The organism is Pseudomonas sp. GW821-FHT07F05 (genome assembly GCF_059418765.1).
Map to the genome: position 1 here is coordinate 133,579 of NZ_JBWKQL010000005.1, position 19,812 is coordinate 153,390.

The 19,812-nt window shown below is 57.3% G+C and carries 16 protein-coding genes and 1 pseudogene; 3 read left to right on the forward strand and 14 right to left on the reverse strand.

Annotation, left to right across the window (positions count from 1 at the left end; translation table 11 throughout):
* The first annotated feature begins 140 nt into the window (after positions 1 to 140).
* Positions 141 to 860: a hypothetical protein gene (locus AC07RO_RS13440; protein ID WP_244656049.1), complete on the forward strand. Its 720-nt coding sequence runs from the start codon at positions 141 to 143 to the stop codon at positions 858 to 860.
* Positions 861 to 903: 43 nt separating this feature from the next.
* Here AC07RO_RS13440 and AC07RO_RS13445 read toward each other — a convergent pair whose 3' ends face one another.
* From AC07RO_RS13445 to gcvA, 9 genes are all read right to left on the reverse strand, one after another.
* Positions 904 to 2,706, reverse strand: a complete 1,803-nt coding sequence (locus tag AC07RO_RS13445) for an FAD/NAD(P)-binding protein (RefSeq protein WP_495086252.1) — start codon at positions 2,704 to 2,706, stop codon at positions 904 to 906.
* On the reverse strand, positions 2,697 to 3,704 hold the full coding sequence (sbnB, locus tag AC07RO_RS13450) for a 2,3-diaminopropionate biosynthesis protein SbnB (protein WP_495086253.1): 1,008 nt from the start codon (positions 3,702 to 3,704) through the stop codon (positions 2,697 to 2,699). The genes AC07RO_RS13445 and sbnB overlap by 10 nt, the downstream gene beginning before the upstream one ends.
* Positions 3,697 to 4,716: a 2,3-diaminopropionate biosynthesis protein SbnA gene (gene sbnA, locus AC07RO_RS13455; RefSeq protein WP_336620209.1), complete on the reverse strand. Its 1,020-nt coding sequence runs from the start codon at positions 4,714 to 4,716 to the stop codon at positions 3,697 to 3,699. The genes sbnB and sbnA overlap by 8 nt, the downstream gene beginning before the upstream one ends.
* The gene (locus AC07RO_RS13460) at positions 4,713 to 6,071 is read right to left on the reverse strand and encodes a SidA/IucD/PvdA family monooxygenase (RefSeq protein WP_346627362.1); all 1,359 of its coding nucleotides are present in this window, start codon (positions 6,069 to 6,071) and stop codon (positions 4,713 to 4,715) included. Before AC07RO_RS13460 ends, sbnA begins: the two co-directional genes overlap by 4 nt.
* A gap of 54 nt (positions 6,072 to 6,125) precedes the next feature.
* Entirely contained in the window at positions 6,126 to 7,073 is a 948-nt protein-coding gene (locus tag AC07RO_RS13465; protein ID WP_495086254.1) for an ABC transporter substrate-binding protein, read from the reverse strand.
* A complete protein-coding gene (locus AC07RO_RS13470) occupies positions 7,070 to 8,194 on the reverse strand; it encodes an NAD(P)/FAD-dependent oxidoreductase (RefSeq protein WP_495086255.1) in 1,125 nt (374 codons plus the stop codon). Before AC07RO_RS13470 ends, AC07RO_RS13465 begins: the two co-directional genes overlap by 4 nt.
* A 20-nt stretch (positions 8,195 to 8,214) precedes the next feature.
* Positions 8,215 to 9,723 (reverse strand): methionine--tRNA ligase, encoded by a 1,509-nt coding sequence (locus AC07RO_RS13475; RefSeq protein ID WP_495086256.1) that lies wholly within the window; start codon positions 9,721 to 9,723, stop codon positions 8,215 to 8,217.
* The gene (locus AC07RO_RS13480; RefSeq protein WP_463584339.1) at positions 9,723 to 10,166 is read right to left on the reverse strand and encodes a cupin domain-containing protein; all 444 of its coding nucleotides are present in this window, start codon (positions 10,164 to 10,166) and stop codon (positions 9,723 to 9,725) included. Before AC07RO_RS13480 ends, AC07RO_RS13475 begins: the two co-directional genes overlap by 1 nt.
* Positions 10,167 to 10,582: 416 nt before the next feature.
* Positions 10,583 to 11,491, reverse strand: a complete 909-nt coding sequence (gene gcvA, locus AC07RO_RS13485) for a transcriptional regulator GcvA (RefSeq protein ID WP_192174502.1) — start codon at positions 11,489 to 11,491, stop codon at positions 10,583 to 10,585.
* Between the two features lie 156 nt (positions 11,492 to 11,647).
* Between gcvA and AC07RO_RS13490 the strand changes: the two genes are divergently transcribed.
* Together AC07RO_RS13490 and AC07RO_RS13495 are read left to right on the forward strand one after the other, a co-directional pair.
* Positions 11,648 to 12,571, forward strand: a complete 924-nt coding sequence (locus tag AC07RO_RS13490) for a DMT family transporter (protein ID WP_192174564.1) — start codon at positions 11,648 to 11,650, stop codon at positions 12,569 to 12,571.
* A 178-nt stretch (positions 12,572 to 12,749) separates the two neighbouring features.
* Positions 12,750 to 13,682, forward strand: a complete 933-nt coding sequence (locus AC07RO_RS13495; protein ID WP_282365435.1) for a LysR substrate-binding domain-containing protein — start codon at positions 12,750 to 12,752, stop codon at positions 13,680 to 13,682.
* Between the two features lie 422 nt (positions 13,683 to 14,104).
* Here AC07RO_RS13495 and AC07RO_RS13500 read toward each other — a convergent pair whose 3' ends face one another.
* The 5 genes and pseudogenes from AC07RO_RS13500 to AC07RO_RS13520 form a co-directional block, all read right to left on the reverse strand.
* Positions 14,105 to 14,614 carry a methyl-accepting chemotaxis protein gene (locus tag AC07RO_RS13500; RefSeq protein WP_495031053.1) on the reverse strand — a complete coding sequence of 170 codons (510 nt, stop codon included), beginning with the start codon at positions 14,612 to 14,614 and terminating at the stop codon, positions 14,105 to 14,107.
* Between the two features lie 30 nt (positions 14,615 to 14,644).
* Positions 14,645 to 15,436: pseudogene (locus tag AC07RO_RS13505) on the reverse strand (PAS domain-containing protein); the annotation flags it as partial.
* Between the two features lie 559 nt (positions 15,437 to 15,995).
* A complete protein-coding gene (locus AC07RO_RS13510; RefSeq protein ID WP_495086257.1) occupies positions 15,996 to 16,607 on the reverse strand; it encodes an HAD family hydrolase in 612 nt (203 codons plus the stop codon).
* Between the two features lie 376 nt (positions 16,608 to 16,983).
* Positions 16,984 to 17,841, reverse strand: a complete 858-nt coding sequence (locus tag AC07RO_RS13515; protein ID WP_495086258.1) for a hypothetical protein — start codon at positions 17,839 to 17,841, stop codon at positions 16,984 to 16,986.
* A gap of 345 nt (positions 17,842 to 18,186) precedes the next feature.
* Entirely contained in the window at positions 18,187 to 19,440 is a 1,254-nt protein-coding gene (locus AC07RO_RS13520; RefSeq protein ID WP_495086259.1) for an abortive infection family protein, read from the reverse strand.
* Positions 19,441 to 19,812 lie beyond the last annotated feature (372 nt).

Genomic DNA, 19,812 nt, shown 5'->3' on the forward strand with positions numbered 1-19,812 from the left:
ATCGATGAGCCAGCCATTTTGTAACCTTGGAACAGTAGGCAGCGCGCATCCCAGATCTGGAAAGTACAATGCCGACCTCAAAAAAAACCCCACCGTGAGGTGGGGTTCTTGTTACTTCGTCTGTCCTCGGGGGGAGGTGCATGCACCCGCGTGTCCCGTGGCTAGTGAAAAAACTATATGGACATAGGTTTATCAAGTCAATGCAAAAAGCCTGCGCTGTCTCGACCGCCCTCTCATCGGCTCGGATGGCAACGTATCGAAGTGCGGCTGCGGCTGCCGGGTTCGGGGGTGAAGAGGCTTTGGCACTTTACGCCTGGAACGCTCGCGTATCGGGCGCACTGCTCACACCCCTGCATATATGTGAAGTCGTTGTTCGCAACGCCGTTGCTGACGCATTAGAACTAATTCACGGACCCTCCTGGCCATGGAGTTCTGGCTTCGAACGCAGCCTTCCTCGGTGCGCAGGCCCCGGCTATAACCCGCTAACAGACCTGCAGCGCCTTAAGTCGAAGCGCAGCACTGCAGGTCAGATTGTCGCCGAACTAAAATTCGTATTCTGGGAGAAAATGTTTACCAGCCGACATGACGATCGAATCTGGAACTCGTGTCTTATCCAAGTCTTTCCCAACCTGGAGCCCGCCAATACGACCTCAGAAAACCGCAAGAAGATATTTGAAAACCTGAACAACGTGCGACTGCTCAGAAATCGCATTGCCCACCACGAACCTATTTTCAGTCGAGATCTCCAAGCCGACTTCTGCATCATCATCGGACTGGTAGAAGCTCGGTGCAGAGCATCCGCCTCGTGGATGTTGAAGCAGCAGCATGCTCTAGAGGTCATCGCCACCAAACCTTTCTAGGCGTCTCTCATTCGCGGATGCGGGAGAGCGCTGAAAATAGCCTCTAAACCGTCGATTTGACCTCAACATTCAACCCCAACATCTCGCGGGCGATTCGGTCGGCGTCGACGAAGGCACGGGAATAGCTGCCCGAAGACGGGATGTAGTGGTTGTAATAAGTGGAGCCTTCGACAAGAGGGCCGGTTATCCACAGATTCGGTTGTGCTTTGCCTTCACTGTCGACGAGCACGCCCTCTCCATCTTCGGTCAGGCTGTGGATAATTCCGATGCTCTTTAACGAGCGAATGATCTTTGGCAGCGACGATTTGTCACAGGCGGCGCTAACGTGGGCCCTAATAATACAATGCAAGGGCACCGATAGATTGTCCGCGAGAACCACCTTGGGCCCTGCCCCGTCTGCACTGTGGATAACTTGAGAATGCCGCACCCAGTGGACAACTCCCGCGTCGGCCAACGCCAGCAGCTCCTGATGACGTTCCTTCTGCGGCCCGGCCACCATTCGATTGACGTGGGGCGCGTACTCTCCGAAGAAGACACGGCTTGAAGCAGCTGTAAGTCCGCGGTTGTCCACAACCCGACGCAGCTGCTCACGGCAACTTCTCCACACTTCGATCGCGGCTTTGATGGGGCTTGCATCAAGTCCTGAACAGCTCTGCCCGATATCGCGCTCGATAAAAGCGCGCATGGCCTGGGGATAATCCACAGACTCAATGGTCGACACGCGTGGGTTATGCACAGCCTCGTCCAGCGGAGGCGCATCAAAACGGGATGCCATTTCTGCCGATACGGCTTCAAGCCGGCCTGCGTGATACGCGCGCGCAACTTCCGCTTTGATCCTCACTGCCGATTCGCCTTTTTGGAAGGCGATCATCCCGAAGTATTCTGCGAGCATTTCAGCCTTTATCAACGGCAGGACCTGCTGCTCGAAATCCAATCCGGCAGGGTTTTCCGCTCGCAGATTAGCGACAGTCGACAATGTAAAAATCAGCGCCGCATTCGAGGTTCGATGGGGCACGATGTCCGGCCGTGTGCGGTACGGCAGACCGCTGCGCGAGAACATATAGATACGCGGCTCTCGTCCACTGGGCTTATAACGTAAGCCTTCCGCCCGTTTGGTGAATTGGCCTCCGCGACCAACCGTCAGATCGGCAACGACGTCCATGGCGGTCAGGCCTAATCCCTCAATGCCAACCGCCTCTGTGGATAACTTGGAACCACGCGAATTACGGTGTGCGTCCTTTGCGAACGCTCCGGGCAGTTCGTTATCATCATCCTGCAACCGCCGCGCATGACCCACTGTGATTGCCAGCCAATCCACAGAACACTCGACCTCGGCTGTGGACAGAACAAACTGGCCCATGTCGGTGTGCTCAATGTTATCCACAGCGTGCGGATGATGAACGACGCGCAAGTTCCCCGGCAGACTGCGAATGACCTCCTCGTAAGTCCACGCCAGATACTCTCCTAGCCAGCGGCGCGGCAGGAACTCATTGGGCTGTACGCTGCGTTCTTCAGGTTTATGACGCAGGCACCATTCGTAAAAATTCGGCCCTTGTCGTCCCGTATGCCCATTGAGGGCGGCCGTGTCTGGAAACATCGAGATCTGCGAGGCAACAGTGTTGAGCATCAGGTATTCAGGCTGGTCGACGGCATGGAGGCCTGGCCCCGGGGACTTCGGCTCAAATACGTTTACCTCGATGCGCCGAGCCGTGTTAATCGCCAGCGCACAGATACGCTCCAGCACTGTCAGCCCGCGTGAGCCACAACCGACGATGCCGATCCTGACGACGGGTTTGTCCAAGGTTGGGGATAACTTTTCGCCGGCCAGCGCTGCGCTCAGTTCCATCTCAGGGTTTCTCCGAAGAACGAGTCAATGGCGATGCCTCGGGATTCTGCCAGTGCGGTGTCGACGATGAATTTGCTCAAGGCCAGGTCCAACACGCCCAGGCCGAAAGGCGAGAAGATCGAGGGCTTTGAAGGATCAAGCTCGACCTCGCCACGGATGAGGCCGGCCAGCGTGCCGTTCACGAAAGCGCGGCTGCCGGTCAATTGCTCGGCCAGATGCGGCGATGTGTTGGCCTTCATGCAGTGCTCGATGTCGTCGCACAGGTTGTTGGCCTCCAGCAGCAACTGCGGCGCGATGTCCCGCAACGAAATGTTCAGCACGACCTGCCCAGCGCGAAACGCCATGGGTGGTTTGACGTATGGCTCGCCCGCTGTGGTGGCGAAGATCACCAGATCTGCCGCCAGCGCTTGCTCCAATGACCCAGTCCGGGCTGTGCATAAGTCGTTACGTTCGATAAAGCCAGTCAGAGCGTCCGCCGATGCCGCATCGAAATCATGCACAACGGCGTGACCGATGCCCCACCCTTCGACGCCGAGCATGCGCGCGATGTTGCGGGCAATGACCCCTGCGCCGATAAATCCTACCGACGCAGCCTTACGTGACTGACCGTTGAGCCAGTAAGCACCTGACACCGCCGAGGCGGCCGTTCGCACCGCGCTGATCTGCGCGCCTTCCAGGCAGGCATAGGGATAGCCGGTTTCGCGGTCGTTGAGGATCACAACGGCTGACGCCCTCGGCTTCTGCTGCGCGACATTGCCGGGAAAGCTGGAGATCCACTTGATTCCCGCCACGGCGTCCTCTCCGTCCAGCGCCGCAGGCAGGGCGATGATCCGGTTGGCAGGCTGTTGAGGAAAACGCAGGAAGTAGCTGTCCGGGTTGAGCGTCTGGCCGTCATGGTGCTGCAGATACACCTGCTCGATGCGCCGCACCATGTCGTGGGCGTGGCTGTCGAGGATGTCTTTGATGACTGCGCCGGGGATCACGTGAAAGTCAGACATTCAGCGCTTCTCCCTCGAACGTGTGGACGTACTGCTTCAGATACCGGGTGATCGGTTGCGAGCTGAGCGCAGTCAGCTCGGCGCGGCCGAACTTCTGCATGACCCACTCATCGTTGTAGATGGTTTCCAGGTAACGCTCGCCGGCGTCCGGGGAGATCGCCACGACAACGGCGTCTTTGGGAATCCCCAGCGAGGGCGAGGCCAACCCGGCCACCACGGTCCCGGTGGAGCCACCGGCCAGGACGCCATTGGATTTCGCCAGCCAGCGACACATGGCCACCGTGGCGCGCTCATCCACCACTTGCTGCTTGTGCAAGTGATGGGCGCGGAATATCGGCGGCATCTGGCTGGAGCCAAGTCCCGGAATGAAGCGCGGGCCGGGTGCCTGACCGAAAGTCACCGAACCCGCGCTGTCTACCGCGATGATCTTGGTGCGCGGCGAATGCTTGCGGAAGTACTGCACGCAGCCCATCAAGGTGCCGGTGGTGCCAGCGCCGACGACCAGGTAGTCCAGCGCCGGAAACGCAATATGAATCGAACGCGCCGTGGTGTGTTCATGGGTGCGCGCGTTGGCCGGGTTGCTGTACTGGTTGAGCCACAGATGACGGGGATCGCGGGCCACGGCATCACGGATGTAACGAATGCGCGTGCCCAGATAACCGTCGTTATCATCGCGCTCGGTGACGATGACGATCTGTGCGCCAAAGGCTTCCATCATCTTGATGTTGTGCAGGTTGGTGTTGGGGTCGACGACGCAGCAGAACTTGTAACCGCGCTCGGCGCAGATCATCGCCAACGCTACGCCGAGGTTCCCGGACGAGGACTCGATCAGCACGGTGTCCTTGTGGATAAGTCGGCGTTCGGCATAGGAGTCGATCAAGCCTATGGCGGTCTTCATCTTGATCGAGCCCGCAGGGTTGCATGACTCAAGCTTCAAATGCAGGTTTTCAAAACCCAGGCCTTTTACCCTGACGAAGTTCGAATCGCCGACGATGTGGGAGATGAAATTCATGGCCGCGCCTCGACGTGTGCGGGCCGGGTGTAGCTCGGCATGGTCACCACCGGCGCGCGCTGCCGGGGCTGGGTCGCCAGCAACGCATCGGTCAGGTGCTGCGCACGTAGGGCGACCATGGAAAACGACTGAGCGTCGCTGATGCCATGGGTCTTTTCCGACGTGCCGTTCGCCAAAATCTGCATGCCCTCGCTGTGCTGCAGGGCGACGCGGTAATGCCGGTCGACCGCAAGGGTGCCGTCCTCGTCGCGGACCAGCCAGGGTTGCAGCAGGGTCAGCAGAGGTGGCACTGCAAGCTGCTCGTAGCCTGTGCCCAAGACAATGCCGTCAACGTACAGCACGGTTTCAACGCCGGTATTGCTATCACGCAGCACCACCGAATAGGCATCGCCCACTTGTTCCACTGAGGCCACTTCGGACCAGGCATGCAGGTTCAGACGTCGGTGCCCCGTGACCTCGCCTTCGTACAGGAAGGAGTAAAGCGCCTGACTCTCGTCGACGTCGATGCCTGCGTAATTGGTCGACCGGATCTCTTCGAATACCCGATTGCGTCTGCCGGGCTCAAGGTCGTGGAAATAGTCGATGTGCTCCGGTAGGAACGCCATATTGGGGAACTGCCCCAGTTGTCCCACCTTAAAACCCACGCCGCGGTGCACCGAATGCACTTGCGTGGTGGGCGCTGCACCGAGCAGGTGGGTGACCGCCTCCCCCGCGCTTTGACCCGAGCCCAGCACCAGCCAGCGCTGCGCGATAGGACCGCCACCGAGGTGGATGTTTTTCAGATACTGGGATGTGTGGAAGACACGGCCGCCGAGATGCGGGCTGAACGCCTCCGGTATCCGGGGCAGGCTGCCGTGGGAAAGCACAAGCCGTTTGGTGCGATAAGTGCCCTTGGCCGTGACGACATCAACACCCTTCAGGATGCCCTTTTCCGCCACCGGTAATACGTCGAGCACGCCTTCGTCGTAGGCCACGTAATCCTTGAGTTGCGCAGCGACCCAGGCGATGTAGTCGGACCATTCCACCCGGCTGGCCGGACGCCCAAGCAGGCCGAACGTGTGCAGACGACCCTTCTCCTTCAGGTACATGGCGAAGGAGAACCGACTGCGCGGATTGCGCGGCGTCACCAAGTCTCGAAACACATGGTGGTTGATGTCGGTGCCCGCCAGCAGAAACGCACCATGCCAGGTCGAATCACGCCCTTTTTCGAAGAACCGCACGCGCTGGAAAGGCTTTTTGCCGTTGTCTTCCGCGTCATCTTCCAGCGCACAGGCCAGTGCGATACCGGCCGGGCCGAACCCGATCGAAACGACGTCAAGCGTTTCACGCACACCTTCGATTTCATACTGAGTCATGGTCATTCTTCCTGAAAGTTGCAAAAGATGTGGCGAGCTTTTGGGCAGGCCGCTTCAACACAGCAGACGTCGCTCGTGGACGTGCTCGTCGGTGTAGACCCACAGCGAAACCCGGGCGTGATCGTTCTCCCCGTCGCTGAAACTGACAGGGCCGGCAGGGGTGGCAAATTGATCGAAGCGCAGCGCATCAAGCAGTCCGCGCTGATCAGCGGCGGCTCGGTCGACCAGAGCAAATGCCGCAAGCGTCTCGACGGCGTAAACCGGCGCCTGTTCGGCGTAGATCTGTTGATAAGTCGCATCGAACGACTGCGCCTCAGCCAGATCTCCCGCGATGGGGAAGCTGATGACATACACCATGCCGGTTTGCGCCATCCCTTCCACCAGCGCAGGAGATGCGGCGTCGTCGGTGAAGAAGATCGGCAATTCACAGCCAGCAGCGCGGTTATCCACAAGGAACTGGCGGCTGGCTCTCAAACGTCCGCAAAACACCAGAGCGTCGGGGTTATTCACATCGTCTACCAGCTCGACGGTGGATAACTGCGCGGCTGCATGCAGCTCCTGCATCTGCTGGCGCCCGTGCAGGCTCGGGTCAGTGAACACAGCGAGCCGGCGCAAGCCTTCAGATTCGGCAAACTCGATCAACCGCGTGGCAAGGAGTCGGTCAGACGCACAAATGCGGAACGTGGTTTCTCCAGCGCGAGTCAAGGCTGCGCAGGTAGACGCGGGCAAGATCAGCGAAATCCCCGCCTGTGCATAACTTTCCACTGCTGCTGCAGCGGAGTCCGAAGCGAAGTGACCAATCACAGCATCCACTTTCGCGTCGATGAAATGCCTCGCCGCCGCCCGGCCGCCCGCTGCGCTCGCGCCGTCATCAAAGTAGAAATGTCGCGCGCGGCGCACGTGGGGAAACAGATGGCTGGACAGGTACACGCTGCGCAAGAAACCACGCGCGTGCAGTGTGGTGCCGACGTTGAGTGCCGCGCAGATACCCAGGCGCATCATGACAAGGCGACCTCGGCAAACCGCGAAGGGCGGAACGCTTCCATGACCGATCTATAAGCCGCATCCATCGACACGCCGCACATCAATCCGCTCAGCTCGAACGCCAGCAGCTCGGCAACATTAGGTGCCATTTTGAAACCGATGCCGCAAAACCCGGTGGCGAGAAACACATGGCTGTTGGCGCTGGAACGGCCGATCAGCGGGCGGCCGTCTTCGGTGTACGCGTCCCAGCCGACCTGTGTGACCACCGGCAAACTGTGGTGCCGGTCGTAGCCCAGACGAGAGACGCGGTCCATGACGTCCAGCTCGTTATCCAGCGGCGACATGTTCAGTTGGTCCGCATGTTCTGCACGCTGGCGCCGCTGGCCGCCCACTTGCACGAGATTGCGTCCCAGCGGCAGCAGGTAGGTATTCAGATGGTGAGCAATGATCGGCATGCTCGGGGCCTGATCGCAGCCGAAGCGCGTGAATGGAATCGTCCGCGCGTGCACGGCATTGTGCGGCCGGGGCAACGGGCCACTGGCGCCACAGGCATCGACGACCCACGTCGCTTCCAGGCACAGCTTGCCAGCATGAACCTGAACATAGCCGTCCAGTTCGACGCAGCGGTCGACAGCCAGGTGATCGAGGTACGTCGCTTTTTCACTGACGTAGCGGCACAGATTCGACACCGTGACGCGGGCATCCACCGTGCCGCCACTGCGTTCGATAAGCAGGCATTCGCCGACACAAAATGGCGAGAAACGCCCGTTATCCAAAGCGTCGACGCAAGCGTGCAACTCAATGCTCTCGGACCCTTCGCTGTCCACCGCTTCCAGGTATTGCCCACACACCTCGGCGCTGGCGATGTAAGCGACGCCACTGCGATTCAGTGCGCTCTCGTAGAGGGCGTGGACGATGCCGGAATTGCCGTGAAGTGATACGCGCCGGGTCAACGGACGCAGCGCGGCGTCCAGCTCCAGACCGCGAACAATGCCGCCGGTGTCCCGCGTAGCGCCCTGGGCGCCAGCGATGCCTTTCTCCATCAGCGCGACGTCGAGGCCGCTTTCGACCAGCGCCGCTGCAATCGAAGCGCCCATGATGCCGGCTCCGATCACGATCACATCAAATGAAGTTTTCATCGTCGTCGCGCGCCTCTCGGTCAGATTTCGTACTCGACCGCACTGACATACACCAGCTGCTGCAGGACTTCGTTTTCAGTGAAGCGGCAATAGCGCAGGATCTGTTTCGCCAAGTCCGGGAACACCGGCGCGCCGATGGCACCGATCAGCGCCATGTACGGCAGAATCCGCTTGCCGAGGGTCTGACGATCACGGGCGGCGTTGATGATGTCCGACAGCAGCACCGCGAGCCCCTTCATGCTGAAGTGATCCACCGACGTCACTTCGAACCAGCGCGCTACCAAAATCTTGAGGGCCGCCGCGTCCGCCGCACTGACTTTCAGGCTGTCGCCGTCCACCCGCTCGCGCTCGGCCTGGGCGGCCAGCTTGACCAGCACCTCGTTGAAGGTTTGCTCACGCCAGGCGGAGAACTTCTCGACATCGAAGTCATCGGTGTCCTGCTCCGGCGCGATCAGCGCCAGATAGAAGCGCGCGCTGTCGGTACAGGCGTCTGCCACCAGGTCTCGCGCCCAGATCGCATAGTTGCGGCTGGTGGAAAGGTTCTTGCCGTTCAAGGTCAGGAACTGGTTGGTGTAGAAGGTCTGGCGCATGCGATAGCCGTGCATGGTCTGCAGCAGCGAGGGGTAAACCATCATGTGGCTGAAGGCGCAGTCATAACCCAGAAAGTGCACCAGCCGGCCTTTGCCGGAGCGGCAGTATTCGTCGTACTCCCACGGCGCAAGCTTGTGTTCGTTCAGGTATTCGCGAAAGGCCGCCAGGTAACCGGACAGGCCCATGACCCAGGTATGTATGCGCCGGCTGCCATCCGGCTTGAGATCCAGCCCGCCGTCGTGAGGCCGGGTGATGCCCCAGTCCACCGGACCGATTTCGAATTCCTCCTCCAGGAAACGGCGGATGAAAGGCCGCAGCGGCGCATGTTCGAACGAGCTTTTGAGGTGGTTGCGAAAATTCGACAGCGCCAGAAATTCACGCTCAATGGGACGCCAGATCATGGGCGTCGCACATAACTTGCAGCGGAAGTTGCTCATCTTCGAGGCATTGGGCGTGTGCGCGCACTCTTCGCACTGGCTGGCATCCGAGTCCGAGCCACAGTGATCGCAGTTACCCCGGCCAAATGCTTCGTAACCCCACTTGTCACAGTGTTCGCAGTACGGTTCCTGGCTGACCTTTTTATAAATGGCCCCCGCCTTCACCGCGTACTCGTACATCTCCTCGACGGCGTTCTTGAAGTAACTGTTGCGATCCGGGCGCATCCAGAAGTCCACCTGGATGCCCATCTTCTTCAGCGTGTCGTTGATTTTGTCAGTGTTTTCCAGCGCCAGCGCTTGAGGCGCACGGTCCAGTTCGATACCTCGACGCAACATGTAGGACTGATAGTCATCGGAGTATGAAACGAGGGTGCAATCGTGGCCGCGTTGACGTTGGGCACGGGTGTAGATATCTGCCGCGAGAAAAGGCCCCGCCATATGACCAATATGCAAATCACCATTTGGCGTCGGCGGCGTGATCGTGACGAGTAACTTGCCCATCACGACGCCCTCTGATCGGACACGTCATGAATGGTCGCTTTGTGCAGGGCGAACTCATCGGCAGCCATTGCCTGCTGGGCATCTTCATCGAGGAAGCGGTTGGCGGAGTCACGGTCCCACCACACGACGTAGAAGTGGAAGTCTTCGTCGGTGTCGTTGAACACATAGTGATCGGTGTGTTTGGGAATGGCGGCGATGTCACCCATGGTGAACGGGTACGTCTGATCCCCCACAATCAACTGGGCGGTGCCTTTGATGCCGATAAAGAATTCCTGGTCTATCTGCGTATGCGACAAGGATTTGGTGTGCGGGCGCACGACGCACCAGCCACCACCAATGGGCGTCGGATAGCCGTTCCACGGCAGTAACCTCGCGCCATCCAGGTCATATTCATGAACCAGTTTGTCCCACGCCATCGGGCGAAAAATATCGAAATCAGTCATGAGGGTTTCCTTCAGCCAGAGCATCCTGCTCGCTGTTTTATCGGCGCCAGACTGAGCTGACGGGCACGTGCCAGTTAAGGGATAAACTGAAGAAAAGCGCGCGACGGGGCAAACTAGAAATCCGCAATCAACGGTTAAGTTTGACTTAACGGGTCTTGGCTTAATTGTCTTGATAATCAGCGAGTTGCCTGGTTTTAAAGGCGTGGGTGTATCACCCGTGGACACTGAAGCAGGACTTAACTGCCTTGATAACTAACCAAGACTTCATTACCCCGCAGAAATTGAGGGTGTAGGCACTGGCCTATTCCCGGCTGAAGCCAGTCCTACTGACACACCGCGTACACACTGTAGGACCGGCTTTAGCCGGGAAAACGTCGGTGGCTACAACGCAGACTCGGCGGTACGTAAAACACGAACTATCGCGTGGTGAATTCACGCTGACTGGCGTTGGCCTGGGACAGCAGCCAGTCCCGAAATAGTTTGCTGGATTTGGGAAGAATGGCCGTCTCGTCATACACCAGGTAATAGGCGATGGGCGTGTCGATCGTCGCGCGAAACGGCACGACCAAACGACCAGACGCCAGCTCTTCCCGAATCAGCGAACGGCGCACCAGCGCAATGCCCATTCCCGCCAGCGCTGCCTCGATGACGCCGTTGGAATCCACGAACACCGAACCTTTGTGTACGGCCGCCTCGCCGTCTTCGATACCCACTGCACGGAGCCACAACGCCCAGTCCTCGCGGTGTTCGTCGTGCAAGAGGTTGTAGCTTTTCAGGTCAATGGGCGAGGAAAGATACCGGGAATCCGGCAGCAGAGAGGGGCTGCAGACAGGCTGCAGTCGGTCGTTGATCAGCATCTCCACTTCCAGACCGGGGTAACGCCCGAGGCCGTGGCGCACGGCGAAGTCGACGCCGTCGCCGAGCAAATCAACCAGCCGGTTGGTGGTGCTGATCAGCACTTCGATGCCGGGGCAGATGGCCTGGAAATCAGGCAGGCGGGGCAGCAGCCATTGCATCGCAAAGCCGCTGGTGCAGCTGACAGTGATTGTATTGGGGCCGTTGTCGCTCATCAGACGCTGGGTGGCGTCGGATATCTGCCCGAGCGCGGGACGAATGGCCCGCAGGTAGATCTTGCCCTCGGCAGTCAGCTCCAGGCGCTTGGTGTTGCGGATGAACAGCGTGACGCCCACGGCTTTTTCGAGCTTGGCGATCTGTTGGCTAATGGCCGCAGGGGTTACGAACAGCTCACCTGCCGCGCCTTTCATGCTGGCGTGGCGCCCCGTCGCTTCAAAACACAACAGCGCGTGCAGGGGCGGGAATTTCATGCCTGACCTCGGTTAAGAAAATCTAATGTGCTTAAGAAAAGCTCGCTTGAGCACCACCCCAGACACTGCTCAAATCATCACACCCTGACTCGACGAGCGTCAATCAACAACTTTTCGGTCAGCGGATCGGCGATACGGATCAAGAAAGGAAGCGCAATGAAAGTCTCCGACTATGTTCGACTGATTGTTCTGGCTGCCATCTGGGGAGCCAGTTTTCTGTTCATGCGCGTCGCTGCCCCCGTATTGGGCGCGTTGCCTACCGCCTTCTTCCGCGTGTTGCTCGGCGCCATTGGCTTAATGGTGATTCTGGCCATTTTAAGAACCCGGCATGAGTTCAACGGCAAGTTCAAATCCACCTTGATCCTGGGCATCATCAATTCTGGCATTCCGTTTTTGATGTACAGCATGGCGGCCTTGCTATTACCCGCAGGTTATTCCGCCATCTTGAATGCGACGACACCATTGATGGGCGTGTTGATAGGCTCAGTGTTTTTCAATGATTCGCTGACACCCAAAAAAGCCGTTGGCGTATTTCTCGGTTTGCTAGGGATAACGTTGCTGACCACGACAGGCCCGGTGACTTTCACCACGTCGGTGGTCATGGGCGCAATTGCTTGCCTGGTCGCGACCAGTTGCTACGGCGCCGCAGGATTCCTGACCCGTCAGTGGATCGGCGACCGGGGAGGCCTGGACGCGAAACTCGTGGCGTTCGGCAGCCAGATTGGCGCGACGCTGTTTCTGCTGCCCTTCTTCGCTGTCTCCGCGACCGTCAACCCGCCGGCCACCTGGGGCGACTCAACCGTGTGGCTGTCCCTGGCGGCCGTCGGTTTCGTGTGCACGGCCTGCGCTTACATTTTGTACTTCCGCCTGATCGCCGATATCGGCCCGGTCCGCTCGCTGACCGTCACTTTCCTGATTCCGCCATTTGGCGTCCTTTGGGGTGTGATGTTCCTCGGTGAAAAGGTCTCCGCCGGACACCTTTACGGCGGCGGTCTCATCTGCCTGGCGGTCTGGTTCGTGTTGAGCCAAAGCAAGCCGAAGCCGGCACCTGTTCCTCAAGACCGCGCCGCCACAACCTGACAGCAACGTTATCCACAACTGTTTTCGGCGCCGGGTAAATACCCGGCAGAGCCCGGCTGTGCCTGAAATATCCAAGCTCGGGTGATAAGAACGCTTTGGGGATTCATCCGATGGCAACTCCAACACGCTTTTCCGTCAATTGGCGCACTGGCAGCACTCTCATGGCGAGGTATGCAGGATGAGCAGAGCGATCCCGTTGATAGCCCTCCGCACGTTCGTTGAGGTGTGCAAGGCCGGGAGCATGAAACGTGCAGCGGACCAGCTGTGTGTCTCACCGGCCGCCATCAGCCAGCAGATCAAAGGGCTGGAAGACCAGATCGGCAGGCGGCTGTTCGAGCGAGACGCCAAGGGCATCCAGCTTACCCCTTCCGGACGCAGCCTGTTCGACGAGCTCGCCGGCACCTTTGACGTCATCGAAAAAGCCTGGTCGCGCGCTGCACTCAAGGCGCCACGTCAGACGCGCTTGGTGATCAGCACGACGTCCACCATCGCAAGTTCGTGGCTGATCCCGGCACTGGGTGGTTTCAAGGAGCGTTGCCCCAACGTCGAAATCTCGATTCAGATTTGTAACGGTCTGTCGGAGCTCAAGCACGGCCATGTGGATATCTGCATCCAGCGCGAGATGGCCGCCAGTTGTGAAAACCACGCCACGCACTTGTGGTCGTCCTACTTGATCCCCGTGTGCAGCCCGCATCTGCTCAGCACCCAGCGCAATATCGAGAGCCCGCAGGATTGCCTGACTTTCCCGCTGCTACAGGACACCGAGCGCAACTACTGGAAGGTCTGGATGAACGCCTTCGGCATGAGCAACCGCAAGATGATTCAGGGCTCCAGTTATGGCGACGAGTCTTTGTTGATCAGTGCGGCCTGTGCGGGTCAAGGGATCGCACTGGTCAACAGCGTGTTCGCGTCCGAGGCCCTGCAGAGCAAACGGCTGGTGCAGGTCACCAATGCCACGGCGGAGCTCAAGTTCGACTATTTCGTCTATTGCGCGAAAGAGCGGCGGGAAGAATGGGCGATTGCCGAGTTCATGAAATGGGCTGTGCAGCAGGCGGGCAAGACAGCGAAGGGGCATGCCCGGGAGATTGAAAGCGCGAGCCAGGTGGCTTGATTCATGAGGCTCGGCGGGTGGGTTTCACTGGGTCATAGGTGTTGAGCTGACGCCGATCGAGCTTGTGAGATCAGCTTGGCGCAAGCCTGCTGATAAGCGTCGGGCCTTCACCAGCAGCGCGATTCTAGCAAGGCTGTCGGCGCACGCGACGGGGAAGAAGTCAGTCATAACACTCACCTGGGTTTACCTTAACTGACTTAAGGTAAACCCAGCGGAGTATTAGCGCGATGTGAAAGTCAATTAATACGCACTTAAATGCGTTTTAGGCCGCCTAAAGCTTACTGTGGTGAGTTTTATGTGTGGGTGCCTACGACTCGCACGATTTTCCGTCGGCTTGGGAATCTGCGATCCGCCGCTGGCCTGCGCTGCGAAAGCACCTTGAACGTTCGTTGCGGACATCATGGATAGCACTGCAGAGATCATTACTGCCCGGCTTGACCCGAGAACTGCTCAACGGCGACCACAACACTGTTGGCACCTTGCTGAATGTCCTTGATCACCTCGTCCGCCTCACTGGCGAAATCCAGCGCCGCCCCGGCCTGCTGCCTGCTTTTTCCGATCATGGTCACAGCGCTGGACGCCAGAACCTGATTGTTTTTCACGACCTCGAATATCTCCGCCGTCGCCTTAGTGGTTCGAAGGGCCAGGTTTCTGACCTCGTCGGCGACCACAGCAAAACCCCGGCCCTGTTCACCGGCACGTGCGGCTTCGATTGCTGCGTTCAAGGCCAACAGATTGGTCTGGTCCGCGATGCTGCCGATGGTTTTGACGATGGTGCCGATTTCCTGGCTCTGGGCATCCAGTGCTTCTATGCCATGGGCAGCATCTTCCATCAAAGCCGACAGTGTATTGAGGGTCGTCACGGTGTTCTGAATGACTTCGCGGCCTTGCTGTGCGCTGGCATTGGTTCGAACCGACGTGCCGTGGGCCATGCCGGCTGCTTCGGATACAGCGCGCTCACGGGTGACCTGGTCGGTGATAACGGTGGCTATTTTGGCAATCTTGTACAGCTTGCCATTGGCATCCACGATTGGATTGTAGGAAGCCTCCAGCCATACCTCGTTGCCATGTTTATCCACTCGGCAAAACCTTCCCGCGACATAGGATGCCTGTCTAAGGGTCTGCCAAAACCGATCATATTCTTCCGACTGAGCGTCGGATGGCATGCAAAAGATTCGGTGGTGCTTGCCCAGGATTTGGGGAAGCGTATAGCCCATAGCGTCCAGAAAATTCTGATTGGCTGCCAGCACTAACCCATCCAGAGAAAACTCGATGACGGCAGTGGAGCGCATCAGAGCCCCCACCAGCGCTTCATTCTCCCTGGAGGCCTCAATGGTCCTCGTCAGCACGCTTGAATACAAAACGATGCGTTCGACCCGCCCGCTGTCACCTGCGAAGGGTATGACCATTGCCCGTAGCCAGACGTGTCGACCTTCACGGCTGCACAGACGCAACGTGCCGCTGTAATGCTTGCCCTGGGCAACAGCATCAAGAGCCCGGCGCTGATGGACGTCTCCGCTCAGCTCTGAAGGACTGAATTCACGGAGGGCACGACCAGACAACTCAGCCTGGGTGAATCCCAGCTCTGTTTCAAACAGAGCATTCACCTCAAGGATGACGCCTGCCGCGTCCAGGGTGACCGACACGGTTTCGAGATCCAGCGTCGCCTTGACCTGCTCAAGAGCCCCCAGCCGTTTTTCCAATTGCTGGATTTTATCTTTTAACCGGGTATTGAACATGGAGGCCGCTCGCATTGACTTGACAAGCTATCGACGCGGCGAGGGAAACCTTGAGAAGCATGGCCAGCAGTCTGATGGCTGGTGCAGATCAAGCATTCGGTCCAACGTGTAGGCCCTCCTTTGCCTACACATTAACAACCTGCGACTGCTCTGATTCCCTAAGAACCAGCTGGGTCCCCACAACCTAGTTTGTCCTGAACTCTCCCAAAACGCTGGGCGAAATCGCGCCTCAAGGGTGCCTGGCATACCATCATAGTTTGTCTCGAATGCCCAATCCGCGCGAATAAAGCCATAAGCGTAAGACAACATAGTTTGTCCTAACAATTGAAAACCTCTTCCTCCGGTCCTCTCACTTATCAGAAATCGCTCAGTTGGGCTATCAGTGCCCCATGGCCCATCATGGCTAACAGATTGTCTTTATAACGAGTACAGGTTAAAGCTTGAGCAACTCATTTCCAGGTCTGGCAGAGATTAGGAAGGAAATAACCTAAGGGGTGAACCGGCTGCGCCTATGTCCCGACGTGGCTGATAAAACGGGACTAGCGCATCTATCTGACGCTTACCAAACAATTGATCACAGCGTCCGCAGGAGGTCATCCGCAAAGGCGTGGAGCGTCGTGTAGCTGCCGCCTCCCTCCCGAGCTAAGTAGAAGCCTCGCATGCCAAAGGTGGTCGGACCATCGCAGTCACATCTCTTGGAGTCGCCAACCATCCAAGCTTCGTGAGGTAGAGCACGCACTGACTGCGTAGCATGCTCATAGATTCTGCTCGAAGGTTTGATAGCCCCGACAGAAAAGCTGAAGGAGTAACCGTCCAGCGTCGGATAAATTCTTTTGATCGCTGACGCATACGGTTTCGCGAGATTCGAACACACCACCACCTTTATCCCCGCGGCCTGTAGGGCAGCGACCGAAGCTATGCCATCAGCGTACGCTTCGATGCTCGCCAACTCATCGTGAAGATCGGCCTCAAGTTGTTCCATACAGGCACGTTCGACTCGGATGCCAAACAAATCGGCAGCTTCCTTTAAGTCCAGGGGTGCGGACATCAAGACTTCTGCGTCATCGGCTTTGGGGCGTCGACCTTGCTCAATGCCAAGCCTGAAAATTTTGCGATAGGGGTGAGTGCCCTCTCTGATCTGGAGCAGTGTGCCAAAAGCGTCAAAAATAGCAGTCGTAATAGGCATGAGGGAATCTCATTGAGCGTCGCTTCGCGAACTATCTAAGACTATCATTTTCCGCTTCATCGTAGCTTGGAGCAAAGCCAACTTGATTACGCTCCTCAGAAGCAGGAACAGGCGAATCAGGTCGCCGGTCGGGTGCTTCTCGTGTTCATTTGAACCGGGACCGGCGAATTGATCACTTAACCTTGCCAAGCAACCAGCGGATGCAAGGTGTGCACCTAAGGCTGAGATTGAGCTTGAAGTGGTGGGTGATACGGTGGTCAAGCCTTCGGCCTACTCATGGCAGTCATGCGATGAGACGTACAAACACATATTTGACCTATCCCCGGACCAAAAGCTTGCGGGCATACACTCCCCCTCGCCACACTATGCTGGAGGCCTATTTCTTGGCCAGAATAGCCAGACGCAAATCTGCCTCAACATAAATATCGTCTTTTTTATTCTTGAGAGTAGTCGTTAGCTCGTACGGGCGCCCGTTATACACAAAGGTTGACGTCTTTGGAGCATTGAATTTATTAAGTGAAAAACCGTATGGCGAAGAGTCCGCGAAGCTCGCCTGAAGTCGTGCGCTAGGGCCAAATTCACCCTCAATGTAATCCTCAAACTTGAGATAAAACTCTGGATTTTTTGGATGCCACAATTGCCCAGGTATGAGCTCTTTGGTGAAGCGGTTCAAGGCAGAGTCTATGAGATCTGATTTTTCTTTTAGCTTAATGTTTTCCGTCTGAAGCTCTTGAAATTTCGCGACGGGCACATAAAGCCTAGCAATTTCTAGCCTGGAGACATATTGATCATTCACGACCTCCTTATTGAGATAACGTTCTTTCATCTCTTCGTTTGTTACATAACTTCCTTTTGGCAGTATCTTCGAGTCACTGTGGTCAATCATCCATTCTGTTTGTTTTAGCCCGGCAAAGTATGCCCCGCCAATACTTGTCATCAGGAGAAGTAATATCGCTCTTTCGGTATCTGTTGAAAACTTGTGAAGTAGACTCGTATTGCTGATACTTGATTGGTTAGCGAAGCATTGCGCAAGTTCATCTCGAGCGTGGCTGTCTTGGCGACATACATGAGATGGATAACCCGCGGCCCCCAATGCATGGTTGGATGGGCCATGACGTTTACGGCCCTCTCCTGCGCTAAGCAGATGTGACCTCTGCCGTGATGGCCGCACATGAGTCACGAGCATCTCATGGCGAGCATAGAATAGGGTTAATCTACGAAGTGTGACATTCATCACAGAGTCTTGTCGAGAAGCGCGTTAGCGCTACTACGTCACGAAAGAGCTTGCTGCATGGCGCGGTTAATTGCTTGCCTCTTGGCGCCTCAAACAGCTCGCCTGAATAGAGCCAGGCGCGGAGTACATCTTAGGGCCCTGCCAAAAAAATCAAATGACGAGGTTTTTGAGTTTCTCATGCCCCTAAGCGGTGCGTCCAAGGGCGCTCAGGTTACATAATTCTTCTAATCCTCCAAGAGTTGAGGGCGACGTCTTCGACTGTGCCAGCTACCTACTGGGAGCGGTTTACGCGAACGGCAGTTTAGTGATCGTGGTGAGCGCACCTAGACTGGTGGGATTTGCGGTTTAGCTTTCATCTCCAGCCAGGCTTTCTCGATACCGGTAGGTTTCTGAAACGAAATCAATGAACGCCACGGCAGAAGCGACAGCCAGCCTGGCATGCCTTGGCTGCAGGCCGCGATGCTGTCCATCACGGCCATGCCCGGTACCGTAGAGGCCGCGAAGCTGCGCCAGATTGCTGGTCAATTGAGAAAGGTTGCGTAGGATCATTTTGATATTCTCGGCCCCCTTGGCCGTCTCGCTAATGCCTTCTGGGACTAGCTGCAGCGCCTTCGTAACCTTCTTGGTGAGATCGCCCAAGTCGTCGGACTTCGTAAACGGGATTTCACGCTTCGTGAGGATTGACTTACAGCACGTTTCTACTAGTTCCTTAGCCGTACCAATGGCCAGAGCGGGATCTCGTTCAACCGCATTCTCCAGCCGCTCGATTTCCTTCGCCATCCAGCCGGCATTGAGCGCATCAGCTACAGTCTTGGCTCGAAGAACAGCCCGGGCCGAATTATCACGCACAGCGCGGAAAGAAAATCGGGGTCGCCCGGCGATGTGCTCTTCCTCAAACAGCTCCCAACCGGCCGCTCGGAGCTGTTGGTTAAAATGAAGTACTAGCTTGAGCGCTTCATCCCGTACGGGGCGCACCACCGGGTGAACGATCTCACACAGGAAGCGCATGAACTGCTCAGCGCTTCCATCAAGAAGCTGGAAGCGACTGTCGCTGAATACCCAATCGCTATCCCAATCATCGTTGTTGAAGCGATGCTGGTAGATATCACCTGCTGCATCTTTGTAGCGAGCGTCGGTGGACGGGAGCTTTTGAAGATCGTACATGCGGCCTAGAAACTCAATGTCGTCTAACTGGCCATACCAATTCACTTCTTCTAGGCGGAGGCCATCCAAGATATTCTGCCTAACATTCCTAGGAAGCTCGGATTTGTCCGATCGCCAATCGGCTCGGAACTCTTTGGCTGGCACAAGCCGGGCTGAATACCAATCTTGGGTCTCATGCTCCAGGATGGCTTTGAGCCTGGTGGTTATCTGCTCTTCTAATTGACTACGTCTGTTACCAAGGCGGGCAAATTCTGGTGCGGGGATTCGGAACTGGATCTCCCAAATATCTGTGCCGCCGTTCCAATTATCGTGTCCAGTCAATTCGGATTGAGCCGGATAGTCGCGCACTATAGCTGCGGCGTCGTCAGCACCCTCAGCACGCAGGAGCGCATGCGCAGTCGCGAGAAGGAGCTCCAGTTGATTGGTGTTCTCCATAGCCTTCATCCATCCTGTGTAATGACGATGAGAATAACCCAGCCTCGACACGCCGATGCATCGTCTGTGCACCCCATCAGAATTTACATTCACCGGAGCGCGGCTTCAGGCAGCAGTAGCCCAGACAAAAATAATCGGCCATTAGCGAACCTAGAGGATGCCCGCTATCGACCCATTCAGCCCTTCGCGGATGATCGCTGTTGGCTATAAACATACTGACGACGCGTTGTGGCTTCGCCCGTTGTGAATGCCTGCATCATGCCTAAACATGCCCGGACGGACCGGCAGCGAGGGGGCAAGTGCGCGACTTCTTGATCGGCTCCGCTGGGTCTTCAATTTGCAATACTACTGACTACAACTCTCGCTGCACCC

Coding starts and splice junctions, on each gene's coding strand:
- AC07RO_RS13475 (WP_495086256.1), bottom strand. CDS start 9,723: ATGGGCAAGTTACTCGTCACGATCACGCCGCCGACGCCAAATGGTGAT.
- sbnA (WP_336620209.1), bottom strand. CDS start 4,716: ATGAATTTCATCTCCCACATCGTCGGCGATTCGAACTTCGTCAGGGTA.
- AC07RO_RS13495 (WP_282365435.1), top strand. CDS start 12,750: ATGAGCAGAGCGATCCCGTTGATAGCCCTCCGCACGTTCGTTGAGGTG.
- AC07RO_RS13470 (WP_495086255.1), bottom strand. CDS start 8,194: ATGAAAACTTCATTTGATGTGATCGTGATCGGAGCCGGCATCATGGGC.
- AC07RO_RS13500 (WP_495031053.1), bottom strand. CDS start 14,614: ATGGCCCACGGCACGTCGGTTCGAACCAATGCCAGCGCACAGCAAGGC.
- AC07RO_RS13520 (WP_495086259.1), bottom strand. CDS start 19,440: ATGGAGAACACCAATCAACTGGAGCTCCTTCTCGCGACTGCGCATGCG.
- AC07RO_RS13490 (WP_192174564.1), top strand. CDS start 11,648: ATGAAAGTCTCCGACTATGTTCGACTGATTGTTCTGGCTGCCATCTGG.
- AC07RO_RS13515 (WP_495086258.1), bottom strand. CDS start 17,841: ATGAATGTCACACTTCGTAGATTAACCCTATTCTATGCTCGCCATGAG.
- AC07RO_RS13460 (WP_346627362.1), bottom strand. CDS start 6,071: ATGACTCAGTATGAAATCGAAGGTGTGCGTGAAACGCTTGACGTCGTT.
- gcvA (WP_192174502.1), bottom strand. CDS start 11,491: ATGAAATTCCCGCCCCTGCACGCGCTGTTGTGTTTTGAAGCGACGGGG.
- AC07RO_RS13445 (WP_495086252.1), bottom strand. CDS start 2,706: ATGGAACTGAGCGCAGCGCTGGCCGGCGAAAAGTTATCCCCAACCTTG.
- AC07RO_RS13510 (WP_495086257.1), bottom strand. CDS start 16,607: ATGCCTATTACGACTGCTATTTTTGACGCTTTTGGCACACTGCTCCAG.
- sbnB (WP_495086253.1), bottom strand. CDS start 3,704: ATGTCTGACTTTCACGTGATCCCCGGCGCAGTCATCAAAGACATCCTC.
- AC07RO_RS13480 (WP_463584339.1), bottom strand. CDS start 10,166: ATGACTGATTTCGATATTTTTCGCCCGATGGCGTGGGACAAACTGGTT.
- AC07RO_RS13465 (WP_495086254.1), bottom strand. CDS start 7,073: ATGATGCGCCTGGGTATCTGCGCGGCACTCAACGTCGGCACCACACTG.
- AC07RO_RS13440 (WP_244656049.1), top strand. CDS start 141: ATGCACCCGCGTGTCCCGTGGCTAGTGAAAAAACTATATGGACATAGG.